General features: G+C 47.3%; 8 protein-coding genes. All 8 read right to left on the bottom strand.

All coding sequences use genetic code 11. The features are described 5' to 3' along the window. Positions 1-19: 19 nt before the first annotated feature. Complete coding sequence (locus tag BUB52_RS02540) at positions 20-1,654, bottom strand: glycoside hydrolase family 43 protein (protein WP_254302500.1); 1,635 nt, start codon at positions 1,652-1,654, stop codon at positions 20-22. A gap of 134 nt (positions 1,655-1,788) precedes the next feature. Then, positions 1,789-6,129: a hybrid sensor histidine kinase/response regulator transcription factor gene (locus tag BUB52_RS02535; RefSeq protein ID WP_039950919.1), complete on the bottom strand. Its 4,341-nt coding sequence runs from the start codon at positions 6,127-6,129 to the stop codon at positions 1,789-1,791. Positions 6,130-6,304: 175 nt separating this feature from the next. Further along, positions 6,305-8,500, bottom strand: coding sequence for a tetratricopeptide repeat protein (locus BUB52_RS02530; RefSeq protein WP_009122394.1), 2,196 nt, complete (start codon positions 8,498-8,500; stop codon positions 6,305-6,307). 77 nt (positions 8,501-8,577) lie between these two features. Continuing rightward, positions 8,578-9,603, bottom strand: coding sequence for a porin (locus tag BUB52_RS02525; RefSeq protein WP_009122393.1), 1,026 nt, complete (start codon positions 9,601-9,603; stop codon positions 8,578-8,580). A 73-nt stretch (positions 9,604-9,676) separates the two neighbouring features. Next, on the bottom strand, positions 9,677-10,936 hold the full coding sequence (locus tag BUB52_RS02520; protein ID WP_087942769.1) for a phosphoglycerate kinase: 1,260 nt from the start codon (positions 10,934-10,936) through the stop codon (positions 9,677-9,679). Positions 10,937-11,024: 88 nt separating this feature from the next. After that, complete coding sequence (gene nth, locus BUB52_RS02515; protein ID WP_009122391.1) at positions 11,025-11,699, bottom strand: endonuclease III; 675 nt, start codon at positions 11,697-11,699, stop codon at positions 11,025-11,027. Continuing rightward, complete coding sequence (locus BUB52_RS02510) at positions 11,696-12,892, bottom strand: MFS transporter (RefSeq protein WP_009122390.1); 1,197 nt, start codon at positions 12,890-12,892, stop codon at positions 11,696-11,698. The genes nth and BUB52_RS02510 overlap by 4 nt, the downstream gene beginning before the upstream one ends. Positions 12,893-13,089: 197 nt before the next feature. After that, positions 13,090-14,124: a phenylalanine--tRNA ligase subunit alpha gene (gene pheS / locus BUB52_RS02505; RefSeq protein ID WP_009122388.1), complete on the bottom strand. Its 1,035-nt coding sequence runs from the start codon at positions 14,122-14,124 to the stop codon at positions 13,090-13,092. Positions 14,125-14,228: the final 104 nt, after the last annotated feature.

The following is a 14,228-nucleotide window of genomic DNA, read 5'->3' as shown; positions in this document are numbered from 1 at the left end:
GATATTTTGATTAAGGTGACTATTTCTTTGTGATGCGGAACCAGTCGACATCGGCCCAGCCGCCGTCATTGGCGCGAATGGCGGGACGCGTGCAGAACATGCCTACTTTGGCGCCTATCCATTTACCCTCTCTGGCTTGAAACGTCTCTCCGAGCGGTCGGAACTTCTTGCCGTCGAGGCTGTAACTGAATTGGCAGAGTACAAGCAGGTCGTCTGTCTTTTTCACTTTCTCACCGTCGGCGCTGAACTTGACACGCAGATATACGGTGGGATTGTTCAGGGAAATACTGCCGTTTGCTTTTTCGGCTGTTCCTTTATCCGCTTTCCGGCAAGTGACTTGCGAAAGCATAAGGCCTTGCTCCGTATTTTCCATGATTAGTCCGGCATAGTCCATACCCATGACAACCAGCCCGGTACGCTCTCCCTTGTATTTGGGATTGGGGCTGAATGTCAGTTTCATGGTTGCCGTAAAATTGTCCGCCGGGGTTTTCTGCAACAGCAGATTGGGTACATCCCATAGGTTTTTGTAATCTTCCGTTACGGGATGCGAGTAAAGGCGTACCATGCTCCGGTCGCCGGCATAATAGGCCCATTTGTCGTTGATGTTGGCATGCCATTGCCATTGGGGGGAGAGGGTATATCCGTCGAACTCGTCGCTTTCCTGCGGGGTACAGGTCGGATATGTTCCGCCTACATCGGGCTTGCGGTAAGTCAGCACGGGTTCGCCGCATCCGTCATTGTCTTTATCCGTGCCTATTACGGGCCATCCGTCTATCCACTTCATAGGCTGCAAATGTACCACCCGTCCGTAGGCGCCTACATCCTGAAAGTGCATGAACCAGTCCTCGCCGGTAGGAGTATCCACCCATCCGCCCTGGTGAGGCCCGTTGACAGGGGTGTTGCCTTGTGCAAGCACGGTGCGGCTTTCGTAAGGGCCGTAAATGTTCTTGGAGCGAAGCACCACCTGCCAGCCGGTTGCTACTCCTCCGGCAGGGAGGAATATGTAGTAATAGCCGTCTTTTTTGTAGAGTTTCGGGCCTTCGCATGTCTGGTGGGCTTCGTGGCCGTCGAAAATGATACGTGACGGGCCGATTGCTTTCGTTGCGCCGGCATTCAGTTCGCATACGGAGATTACGCTTTTCAGCCCGGCGCGGCTGCCGGCGTATGCATGCGCCAGATATACTTTGCCGTCCTCATCCCAAAGCGGACACGTGTCGATAATGCCTTTAATCTCTTTCACCAGTACAGGTTCGCTCCATGGGCCTTCCGCTTTAGCGGATTTCACCATGAATATTCCTTGATCGGGATCTCCCCAGAATATATAGAACTCACCGTTGTGATGCCGGATGCTGGGAGCCCATACGCGGTTGCCGTGTTCCGGACGTTCGGGTGTTGTAACGGGCGGCAGCGCGGCAGGCACGGCGGCGCTGATGATAGACCAGTTTACGAGGTCTTTGGAGTGAAGAATCTGTAATCCCGGCAGACAGCCGAAGCTGGATGAAGTCAGGTAGAAGTCGTCGCCTGCACGACATACATCCGGGTCGGAGTAGTCCGCAAAGAGAACGGGGTTCTTGTAAGTTCCGTTTCCTTGGTCGGCAACCCATACCTCGGAGACATAGTTTGATTGTTGCGCCTGCACGCTTGCCGTTAACATACCGGAAAGGCAGACGATAATCCATTGCTTTTTCATCTTGACAGTTTTTTATGGTATTCTATATTAACGACTGCAATAGTAGGCACTTTCTTGTATTTTGACGGGTAATATCCGGTCGAAACGGAGTGATATTTTTATTTCTCTTTGTATTCCGTGGGCGTTACTCCCATTACTTTCTTAAAGCATTTGCTGAAATACTTCGGATCGCTGAATCCGGTCATGTAGGCTATTTGCGAGAAGTTGTACTCTCCGCTGTCTATTAACTGGACGGCACGCTTAATGCGGATTTCACGTATGAAATCCACGGGGGTAAGACCGATTATGGATTTCAGTTTCCGGTAGAATATGGTACGGCTCAGCATTAAATGCTCGGCAAAGGCGTCGATGGTCAGTTCGCTGTTGTCCATTTGCGTTTCCATGAACTCCATTACTTTCTGCATGAACTTCTCGTCGTACGGAGTAATCTGAGGTTGCGACGGGGTGAGACCGGAAGATACGCAGGCGTTTTTGCTGTCGGTTAATTGTGCCATATACATTTCCTGTAATGATTTGCGTTGGCGAAGCAATGTTATGATACGGGTTTTCAGATAGGTGGCGCTGAAAGGCTTGGTGATGTAATCGTCTATACCCTGCTCCAATCCGGCGATGCGATCGTCGAGTGAGGCTTTTGCTGATAATATGATGATGGGAATATGGCAGATGGCGCTGTTCTCCTTGATTTGTTTAACCATTTCCAGGCCGTCCATTACGGGCATCATGACATCGCTGATGATTAGGTCGGGGAGGTCGTCGATGGCATGTTGCAAACCTTCTTTTCCGTTGGCTGCGGTGATGACGGTGTAGTGTTCGGACAAGCTGTTCTTTAAGAATGTTCTCAATTCTTTGTTGTCTTCCACCACCAGTATGGAATGACATTCGGAAAGATTGCTGTCGAATTCTTCCTTGGTTTCCGTATCTTCCTGCCCTTTGGTTTCTTCATCTGTCGGAGCGGATGCGGTCTGGATGTCGTTCAATATGAATTCCACTTGCGCGTCTTCCTCAAAGACTTGCTTTCGTAACGGTAAAGTCACGGTGAAACGACTGCCGATGCCGGGCTGACTGTCTACTTGAATCGTTCCGTGATGTATCTCTACCATCTCTTTCACTAAGGATAGGCCGATACCGGAAGACGGTTGAAGGATATTCTGCTTTACGAGCGTTTCAAAGCGTTGGAAAAGGGTACGCTGCTTTTCGGCGGCGATTCCGATACCCTCGTCCGCCACCTCAATATCAATGGTTTCATTGTGAGGGAGCACTTTTATTGTAATGGCTTTGCCTTCCGGCGTATATTTGAATGCGTTGGAAAGCAGGTTGAAGAATATCTTCTCGAATTTGTCCCGGTCTACCCAACCGTAGACGGACTCGATTGGTGACTTCATTTGATAGTCTATGTTCTTTTCTTTGGCGATAAGACGGAAACTATCCATCACTTTTTGCAGGAGAGGAATCAAATCGGTCTCTTCTACCAATAGTTTCATCTTTTGATTCTGAATCTTGCGGAAGTCGAGTATCTGGTTCATAAGGCGGAGCATTCGTTCCGTGTTCCGGCGTACCAGGGTAAGGTGCTCGCGGGCAGTCGGAGAGAGGGGCTCATTCTCCAGAACTTCAGCTACCGGACTGCCTATCAGGGTCAGCGGGGTACGTAGCTCGTGAGATATATCGGTGAAAAAGCGCAGTTTGATATTGGCGAGTTGTTGTTCCATATCTACACGATGACGCAGGCGATAAATATAGAACAGTACGTATACAATAGTTGCGGTGAACAGGATGAACAGCAGACAATAGAGCAGCCATGCCCAGTATGTTTCCCAGAATGTGGGGAGTACATGGATGGAGAGTGTGCGGATATTATCTGTCCATACACCGTCACTGTTGGTCGACTTTATTTGTAAGCGGTATTTCCCTGCGGGCAGGTTGATGTAACTTGCGGAGCGGTTGTTATCCGCTTCGTTCCATTCATCCTCCAGTCCCTGCAAGCGGTAAGCGTAAAGTATGTTGTCGGGATTTACGTAGTCGAGCGCTGCAAACTGGAAAGTGACATTCCGTTGCGATGCCTTTAGCTCCAATTCTGTCAGGTTATTGATGGAATGGGAGGCCGGGTGTCCTTGTATTTTGAAACCGGTGAATACAATGGGAGGAACATAAGCGCTTTTCCGCATCTTTCCGGGAGTGATTTCCAGAAAGCCTTTGTCGGTTCCCAGCACGACTTGTTGCCGGGCGTTGATTACCGGAAGGGCTTCCGAGAAGTTAAACTGCTGCTGATAGGTGGAACCGAGCGTATAGTTCTCAAAGGTTTCTTTGGCGGTATCGAATTTGGACAAAGCTATCTCGGAAACAATCCATAATTGGGAGTATGTGTCTTCTATCATCGAAAGTGTCAGGTCGGAAGCCAGCCCGTTGCTTTTATCGTAGTTTTTGAAACGTATCTCTTCACTAAGCAGCCGGGTTGAAATAATTTTGCTGATGCCGCCTGTAAAGCTAACCACATACGTCGCTTTTTGCTTGTCTGTATAGATTTGCATAATGTCATTGGTGATGAGGCTGTTCTTGTCGCCCGGTTTGTGGCAGTTTCTATAGAATTTTACTTCTTCCGGCAATTCGAACTTATTGGAAAAGGTGAGCAGTCCGTCCGTGGTACCTACTAAGATTACTCCGCCGGATACTTCTGTGATGTTGCGTACTTTCATGCCATAATCCGTAGGGTAATTCTTCAGCTCATTATTACTGTGGATAAATATGGGGGAACCGTTGCTTCCGGGGGTAAACAGATTCAATCCGCCACCATAGCAACCTATCCAGATGCGGTTGCGGCTGTCTTGGAAAATCGAGTATATGCTGTTGTCGCTTATACTGTAAGGGTCCTCGGAACGATGCTTGAAGTGCGTAATGGAATATTGATTCAAGCTTTTTGGGGTGAGCAAGAAAAGGCCGGCTCCTTTGGTGCCCAGCCAGATATTCTTTTCCTTGTCTTCCATAATGGCGTATACTCCATTATGGAAGACTTGTTTTTCCTTGACAATGGTACCTTGGTTGGAAAGGTAACCTTCTAAACTGCCATCGGGAGCATATATTTGAATATAACTCGCTTTGGATGCACTCCACAGACGATTGTGGCTGTCTCGCAGAAAAGCACGCGTTTCCGCTTCATAGTCGGTTTGATTAAATTGATAACTTTGCGGGAAAAAGCTTATCCGGTCTATCCCACGTGCTGTGGCCAGCCAGCAATTGCCCTGCGTATCGAGAGTATAAAAACGGACTAACGGGCTGAATATGGATTTCGGATTGTCGATATCTGTAAGTAAGGGCTTGAGCTTCTTTTCTTTTCGATCGTAGTAGGAGAGATTACCGCCGGTAGGCAATACCCATAAAATACCGGTTTTGTCCTCAAATATCAGTTTACGGCTGTTACGTCCGTGCTTGATAACCTCATTTTGAGGGGTGAACAGGTGTTCTTTTTCATTGCTGTTGAGGTGGAGACGGACAATACCCGGATTGCGGGGAAATACCCAAACGTCTTTTTGCCGGTCTTGATATATCTGCTCCACATAGTTGGAGGGTTGGGTGGAAGTACGGATATCAATTTGTCGGAACATATTGTCATGGGCGGAAAACAGTATCAAACCATTATCCGTACCTAATGCCAGCGTGTCTGTTCCCAATGCGGCGATAGTGTTGATTCTGTTATGCGGACAAGGAATGTTTATAAACTTAAGTTTCTTTGTACGAAAGTTGTATTGAGCCAATTTGCCTTTATCGGCTACAAGGTAGACGTTTTCCTTGATTTGCGTGATATATTGGAATGGGAAGTCTGTATCTACGGCTTTACTTCCCACGATGGTAACGCCTTTGTTTGTTAATATCCATTCGTCTTCATCGGAGTCCTGGTAAACGGTGAATATATGTTCTCCTTTCAAATTCTGAGTGAATGTCGAATACAGGGTAATGCCTTCTCCTTTTTTACATAGCTGTTCGTCTGCTCTGTATGTATATCCGTTTTCACAAATAATCCAGGCTACTCCTTTTTTGAGCGATTGGATACGGACGACATGGTTGGAGTGTTTGGTGGCGTATTCAAGCGGCTGCAAGACATCGATGAACTTTTCCGTCTCTACATCAAACAGGCAGGCTTGCCCGTCGTAGGTGGGACACCAGATATCTCCGTACTTGCTTTCCATGATAGTACCCATGCGGTTACTGCCGAATGCGTACCGGTCTTCTTGGGAAGTCTTATAAGTTTTAAATGTATAACCGTCATACTTGCTCAGCCCATTCCATGTACTGAACCAGATAAGTCCGTTTCGGTCTTGCAACATACCCATAACATTACCTTGGGCAAGACCGTCATTAACGGAAAAGTGTTTCACCTGACACACCGGTTGTGCAATGACGGAAACAGTCACAAGTAGTGAAAGGAGTAGGATGTAGAGTCGTTTCATGGTATTTACTTTAAAGCTAAAGCAAAAATAAGCAAATACCTTCAATTGAAAAATAAGAAGAAGTAATATGAATAGAAAATCCACCCTTTTGCCTATTTTTTACTCCGATAGGCGAGCTATGTACCTTCAGTAATGAGTTTTAGTGAAGGTACATAGAGGATGCCATGTGTATTGGTCAAACCAAATCTCTTATTAGCGGTATGTCGTTTTCATCGATACCCAGTTTGATAAGGGTTTCTTTATCTTTGTCGAACATGTCAAGGAAAGTCTCCCGATTTCCGCTTTCCGAGGCGGCTTTCCCATATAATTCGGCGGCCTTTTCCATATCACCCAGTCGCAGCGCTACATGCCCCGCATTAAGATAATCTGTGGCAATAGGTTTTAAGACGAGTACCTTTTCATAATATCTCATGGCCTGCTCGGATTTTCCGCTGACAAATGAGCACCAGCCTATGGCGCGCCATGCTTTGATGCAATCGTTCTCCATGAGATCCAGCTTGAAGAAACATTGCAAGGCTTCTTCGTAACGCTCCTGTTCGGCGAGACAACTGCCGATGAAGAATGTAACGTTTCTGTTTTCGGGCTGCATTGCCTCTACCTTTCTGTAATATTCCAGCGCCGATGCAAAATCGCGTAATTGGCGATAACAAGTGGCAAGGTGGCGGATGGTCCATATATGATCGGGCTTCAGCACATCCGCTTTTCGGTAAGCGCTGATGGCCTCTTTGTAGCGTTTCTCCTTTTGCAGGCAATAACCGGTCTTTTGGAAAATATCTGCATCGGCATAATTCATATCTATTACTTCCTGATAGATGCCTAAAGCTTCTGCCGGATGCTCTTTGCGGAAATGAAAATCGGCTATGGTAACCAATAATTCCGGTTTGCGTAAAATATCTTTCAATGCAGGGATACGGTGCAACGCTATTTCCTCTTTGAAAATATCGCGGAATTCATGACGGCGCTGGCTGAGCTTGAAGAAACGGTATAAGTCATGAATATACTGGTTGCTGATAACATCCGGACGCTGTGCGTACTGTCTCAGGCCGGACGACTTGCTTTCGTCCATTAATTCGTTCAAATCTTGCGATGTCATTTGGCTCAGCATCATATTACGTTGCGCCTGCGGGATATGCGCCATGGTGAAGCACAATGAGTACTTATCGCTATTGCAGAAAAAGCCTGATTGCAATATAAGCGATAGGATGGCATTGTCTCCTGTCGGTTTCAGCCCGAATTCCCGTATAATACCGGAGTGCTGCATATCGAACGGATAGAACCAGTTGTGCGGGTTTTGGAAGAACGGATAGCTCTTGAGCTGGGCGAATGTGCTCATATATACATCGGCGCCTTCCAGTTGCAGTTCGTTCATTTCACGTATCTTGTCACCCAAGCCGGATTCTTCGAATGCTTTTTCCCAATCCGGGTTACGGTCGTCTTCATCCATGTTTTCTTCGAAGCCGTACTTCATGTTACGCATGATACTTACGTTCTTCATCATCTCCGGGATGATTTCTTCACGCATCTTCTTGTCTATCTTCTCCGTCTCCTGACTGCGGAGCAGTTGGATGTAAACCCGGTTCAGCTGTTTGCCGAAGCTGCCGTCTTCATTGAGAAGCGATAGTCTGGCTTCCAGCTCGGGGTATAACCACAGGCGGTTGGGGTGTATGTGCAGTACAATGGCGATAATCACCAAAGCACGCTGGCTGACTTGTGTGTCGGCGTGTGTCGCAGCATCCAGCAGCCATGAGAACTTACGCGGGTCGAAACATTCCATTAAGCTGAGTAGGACGGCTCCCGTAAATAAACACAAATCATTTACCGGCAGTAACTCGGATTCCAGATACATTCTGGCTTCCCGCTCCTCTTCCGCCGTCCAGCCGCTGTTTCCCCACGTAGTGAGAAATAGATATTGGGCAGTTTCTTCATGCCGTTGCAAAGCGCTGTCCAGACTTTGTTTATTGTCCGGCATAAGTTGGCAAACCGCCATATCGTCAGGAAAAGATTCCAGTACTTTAAGCCAGGAAGACATACCGTAGCCGGCTGCCATATTCCTTTTGTTCTTGTGCAGGGCATGGTAATAATGCGTAGAGACTTCATCGAGTAAGCTGATACGCGCTTGTTCGGCAAGTTCCCGGGTTTCTGCCAAAAGCTGCCGGTATAGTTTCTGCCGTTCCGGATCGTTTACGCCCTGGCGCATATACTGTAACATGTATTGGTAGGACACTTTGGCCTGTTCCAGACGGTTGCGAAGAGTCCAATCGTTACAGTTCCATAAAAAGGCCTCCAGTTGTATCTGCGCCTCTTTCAGACGTTTCTGTTCCAGTAAGCTGACTATATGTTGGTATTGCTCTTGTATGGCTTGCTCGTTCATAAGATTGTATTCATTAAGTGATTATACTCTACAAATGTACAAAAAGAATGCCAAAATGTTTGGTGAGGGTTAAAGAATCAGAAACGAACCTGCAACTGTGCTTGCAGCAGGTTGGAGCTTTCTCCCTTGTGAGGGTCGCAATAAGTATATTGCGCCTGCAAGCGGCATTTGGGATAGAACCACCATTGCACACCGGCTACATAGTTGCTTTGTTTGTAATCCTGCGCTTTGTCTTTGTTGAAGTAGTCGTAAGATGCTATAACGTCGAACTTGGGAAACACGTGTACGGATGCGGTGGCATAGTATCCGTCGCTCTTTATATGCCCGTCCTTACCGGCAAGATATTCGGTACGCAGGCTGACGGGTTTGGTTTGGATGGTAGCTCCTGCCGACCAACGGTTACGTACATAACTGTCGCCTGCAGCAATGTCCGGATTGACGGAAGATGCGGCTACTGCGCATCCCTTGCCCTTGATGAACGAACCGCCTACCGACAGCCAGTCGAGCGGATGAACCATCAGGCTGCCTACTATGTCTTTGTGATTATTCTTGTCTTTCAGATTGATGCCTTGTCCGTTCATAACAGCAAGGTTATAACTAACCTTTTTCTTGAAAAGGTCGCCGTAAATAAGGAGTCCCATATCACGGCCGCTATTCGAACCGTACAGGGGATCGCTACCGTTGATACCTGCCAGATAGTTGACTGCCTGCGAATAACAGTTTATCAGTTCGACAAAACAGGGCGACATGGGATTCTCAATGGTGTACATCGTTTTGAATTGCCCGATACGGGCTGTGAGTTGGGGCAGAAACTGATATTCCGTATAGGCTTCCAGAATCTTTCCGGTGTTGGCGAAGCTGTACATGAAGTAGCACGACCATTTGTCGGTAATCTTACCGCGTGCCATGAATATAACCCGTTTGAGGTCGAAAGTATTGCTGGCTTTTTCGCCGGCATCATCATAGGTATATCCCACTTGGGCATAGCCTGCCAGACTGATACGTTCTTTCAGTGTATTCACTACATCATTCAGGCACGCATCCTGGGCTCTTAGTGTATATACGGAGAGAAGAAGAAAGCAGGATAGTAGAATTCGTTTCATGTGTCGGATATATAATTAAAAAAAAAGCAACCCTTTTTTCAAAGAGCTGCCTTTTGTATTAATGAGATTCTTTTTATTCGTTGATAGCAGCGATACCCGGAAGAACTTTTCCTTCGATTGCCTCGAGCAATGCACCGCCACCGGTAGAAACGTAAGAAACACCGTTTGCCAAACCGAACTTGTTAACGCAAGCTACGGAGTCGCCACCGCCTACGAGTGAGAATGCGCCGTTCTTGGTTGCTTCTACGATAGCTTCACCTACCGAACGTGAACCGTGAGTGAAGTTCTCAAATTCGAATACGCCTGTGGGACCGTTCCAAAGGATAGTCTTGGAGTTCTTGATAACTTCAGCGAAAATCTTTTCAGTTTCAGGACCTATATCCAGACCTTCCCAACCGTCAGGTATTTCGTTTACTTTGCAGAACTGAGTATTGGCGTCATTGGAGAATGAGTCGGCTATTTTGGCGTCTACAGCCAGTACGAGGTTCACACCTTTCTCTTTTGCCTTCTTCAACAACTCGAGAGCCAAATCCAGCTTATCGTCTTCACAGATGGAAAGACCGATTTTACCGCCTTGGGCTTTGGTGAAAGTATAAGTCATACCGCCGGTGATAATCAGGTTGTCTACCTTATTCAGCAGGTTTTCGATGATTTCGATTTTGGAAGATACTTTAGAACCACCCATGATAGCGGTGAACGGACGTTTGATGTCATTCAACACCTTGTCCACAGCTTTCACTTCTTTTTCCATCAGGTAGCCGAACATCTTGTTGTCTTTGTCGAAGTATTTAGCGATCAATGCCGTAGAAGCGTGTGCGCGGTGTGCGGTACCGAACGCGTCGTTTACATAGCAGTCGGCGTAAGAAGCCAATTTCTTGGTAAATTCTTTCTGGCTCTCCTTAACGGCGGCTTTGGCGGCTTTCTTTTCTTCGTCTGTCGCGTCTTCAGCCAAACCGCGCGGTTTGCCTTCTTCTTCAGCATAGAAACGGAGGTTTTCGAGCAACAGCACTTCACCCGGTTGCAGAGCGGCAGCCTTAACAGCGGCTTCTTCGCCCATGCAGTCGTTAGCAAACTGTACTTCAACACCCAGCAGGTCTGACAAATGTTTCAGAATATGCTTCAAAGAGAACTTGTCAGTCGCGCCTTTCGGACGGCCGAGGTGAGAACCGATGATAATACTGCCGCCGTCAGTCAAAATCTTCTTCAATGTAGGAAGAGCGGCACGCATACGGGTATCGTCTGTAATGTTGAAGTTTTCGTCCAAGGGCACATTGAAGTCCACGCGAACGAATGCCTTTTTTCCGGCAAAGTTAAATTGGTCAATTGTCATAATACTCTATTTTTATTTAAAAGTGTTACTATTTTCTTTTTGTGACGGCAAAGTTAGTATTTATTTCTTTTTTGCGCTATGAAATCATTATTTATTCTTCCCCTTCATTGCTCTCTTTGCTAACTTTATACTTCCGGCAGTAATATTTGCACATCAATTGCAAACCGCAGTTGTCACATTGAGGGGTACGCGCCTGACATACATACCGTCCATGCAGGATGAGCCAATGGTGGGCAATGGGAATCTCCGTTTCCGGAATATGCTTGACCAGCTCTTTCTCTACGCTGAACGGGGTGGTACATTTGTCGGACACTAATCCTAAACGGTGGCTGACACGGAATACATGGGTGTCTACCGCCATGGCGGCTTTGTTGAACACAACCGACTGGATTACATTGGCCGTTTTACGTCCCACACCGGGCAGCTTTACGAGCTCTTCCAGCGTATCGGGTACTTGGCTGTCAAAGTCTTTCACCAGCATTTTGGCCATGCCCACAAGATGCTTGGCCTTATTGTTGGGATAAGAAACGCTGCGTATGTATCCGTATACCACTTCCGGGGTGGTGGCGGCAAGAGCTTCGGGAGTAGGAAAGTCCCGGTATAGTGGGGGAGTTATCATGTTTACCCGTTTGTCCGTGCATTGGGCGGAAAGGATTACCGCAATCAATAGCTCATACGGATTGTCGTAATGCAACTCGGTTTCCGCTACGGGGCGGTTTTCCCTGAACCAGGCGAGTATTTTTTCGTAACGTTCTTTTTTTCTCATCGTAATTTGTTTTTATGATAATGAGGGGTAACCTTGCCATTGAAGTAAAGCATGGAGATTATCGTCAGGCAGGCTCCGAAAAGATAAGCCTTGTCGAAAGTGCTGACCTCGGCGATATATCCGCCTGTCAGCATACCGATACCTATTCCTACATCCCATGAGGTCAGGTAGGTGGAAGTTGCCGTACCTCGCTGGTTGTTGGGGGCTAGATTCACGAACAGCGTGTTGTAAGCCGGAAACATGATGCCGAAACCAACTCCGAGCAGTAATGCTACGGCAAAGAAGATGATGCCGCATGCCATGCTGTTCCAATTGATAATGTAGACGCAAGCCGAGAGCAGGAAGAAACTGAACACTACAATGTATAGTCCTGCCGAGATTACTTGCGTTATCTTTCCCTTGTCCACAATCTTACCGGAAAAGATGCGGGAGATGGCCATGCCCACCGCCATGAAAGTAAAGAAAAAGCCGGTGGTTGCATTAATGCCGATTTCTTTGGCATACATGGCCACGTAGTTGGTGGTCATCCCGTAAGGAATGGATAATAGAAGCAGGCTGATACCCGCCGGAATGCCTTTCAGCAGGATAAAACGGTCGAGCGAAATCGGCTCGCGCTTGACAGGCGGTTTGTATGGTGTCTTCACCAATGAGGCGCAGATAAATCCGGCAATGCAGGAACCCAACGAGCAACAGAAAATGGTAGTATAGCTCATGCCCGCATCGTGCAGAAACAAGCCGGACATCGGCCCCACCGCCATGGCTATATTGTTGGAAAGCCCGTAATATCCGAGCCCTTCTCCGCGCCTTGATGAGGGCATGATATCGATGACTACCGTATTTCCGCCTACAGTCACCATGCCGAATGATACGCCGTGTATGATACGGAACAGAATGAACAGTACCAGTGAACCGGCTATGATATATCCGGCAAACATTGTCATAAAGATGAAGTAAGCCAACAGATACAGCGGTTTACGGGCAAAGCTGTCCAAAAAATAGCCGGAGAACGGACGGATGCATAAAGCGGCTACCGTATAGCAGGAGAGGATGATACCGATGGTAGAGTTTCCCGCATTGAATATCTCGGATAGATAGAATGGCAATACGGGTATCAATAGCCAAAAGCCGAAGTACAGCAGAAAGTTGGCTGCGAGAATAAAGCAATAGCCGGGAGTTACGAGCCTATCTTTCATTGGGTGGAGATTTAATAAGATTGATAATAGGGCTATCCTTTTAGGCACGGATTACACGGCTTTCACGGTTTCCTTTGATTAAATCCGTGTTTTCCGTGTAATCCGTGCCTGATATTAAAGAAATCAATAAGTAAGCGAGTTCAGTTCGGACACATCCCAACCTTATGCTTAATATAGAAATATAAGAGTGCTCTATATTAATAAGCCGCTTCGAATTCTTTCAGGAAGCGGGTATCGTTTTCAGAGAACAGGCGCAAGTCGTTTACGCGGTATTTCAGGTTGGCGATACGTTCTATACCCATACCTAAAGCGTAACCGCTGTACACTTTGCTGTCAATGCCGTTTAACTCCAACACATTGGGGTCGACCATACCGCAACCCAAGATTTCAACCCAGCCTGTTCCTTTACAGAAAGGACATCCCTTGCCGCCGCAGATGTTACAGCTAATGTCCATTTCGGCGCTTGGCTCCGTAAACGGGAAGTACGAAGGACGGAGACGAATCTTAGTGTCTTTGCCGAACATTTCCTGGGCGAAGAGCAACAGGGCTTGTTTCAAGTCGGTGAACGATACGTTACGGTCTATAAACAAGGCTTCTACTTGGTGGAAGAATGCGTGCGCGCGATAGCTGATAGCCTCGTTGCGGTATACGCGTCCCGGACAAAGCACCCGGATAGGTGGTTGGGTCGTTTCCATTACACGGCTTTGTACGCTGGATGTATGTGTACGCAGGATGATGTTGTGCGATACATTTTCAGTATTGTTTTCGATGAAGAAAGTATCCTGCATATCGCGTGCCGGATGATCTTCGGCAAAGTTCATGGAAGAGAATACGTGCCAGTCGTCTTCCACTTCCGGACCGTCGGCGATGTTGAATCCCATACGGGCGAATATGTCGATGATTTCATTCTTGACGATGCTGAGCGGGTGACGTGTTCCCAATTTTACGGGATAGGCCGAACGGGTAAGGTCGAGGTCGTCGCAACCGTTGTCCTGACTTTCGAATTGTTCTTTGAGAGCGCTTATCTTTTCCTGCGCTTTGTTCTTAAGTTCGTTCAGACGCATGCCGACTTCTTTTTTGAGTTCGGCGGGTACGTTGCGGAAGTCCGCCATCAGTTCGTTAATGGCTCCCTTCTTGCTGAGGTACTTGATGCGCAGTGCTTCCAGTTCCTCGGCGTTAGCGGCTTTCAGTGCTTCTACTTCTTGCAGAAGCTCGTTGATTTTAGCTATCATATCGTTGTTATTATTTATTCCTTACTATATAAAACGGTGCAAAGATACAATTTTATCATTGTTTTGCCCTCAATCGTTGCATATTATTTTTTATTAACCCAGGC

The sequence above is a fragment of the Bacteroides clarus YIT 12056 genome (assembly GCF_900129655.1).
Lineage (GTDB): Bacteria > Bacteroidota > Bacteroidia > Bacteroidales > Bacteroidaceae > Bacteroides > Bacteroides clarus.
Note: the sequence above shows the minus strand (reverse complement) of the source record. Positions and strands in the feature narration are given on the sequence as shown.

Excerpts from the sequence above, each read along its gene's own strand:
- BUB52_RS02540 (WP_254302500.1), bottom strand. The coding sequence starts at position 1,654 with ATGTTAACGGCAAGCGTGCAGGCGCAACAATCAAACTATGTCTCCGAG.
- BUB52_RS02535 (WP_039950919.1), bottom strand. The coding sequence starts at position 6,129 with ATGAAACGACTCTACATCCTACTCCTTTCACTACTTGTGACTGTTTCC.
- BUB52_RS02530 (WP_009122394.1), bottom strand. The coding sequence starts at position 8,500 with ATGAACGAGCAAGCCATACAAGAGCAATACCAACATATAGTCAGCTTA.
- BUB52_RS02525 (WP_009122393.1), bottom strand. The coding sequence starts at position 9,603 with ATGAAACGAATTCTACTATCCTGCTTTCTTCTTCTCTCCGTATATACA.
- nth (WP_009122391.1), bottom strand. The coding sequence starts at position 11,699 with ATGAGAAAAAAAGAACGTTACGAAAAAATACTCGCCTGGTTCAGGGAA.
- BUB52_RS02510 (WP_009122390.1), bottom strand. The coding sequence starts at position 12,892 with ATGAAAGATAGGCTCGTAACTCCCGGCTATTGCTTTATTCTCGCAGCC.
- pheS (WP_009122388.1), bottom strand. The coding sequence starts at position 14,124 with ATGATAGCTAAAATCAACGAGCTTCTGCAAGAAGTAGAAGCACTGAAA.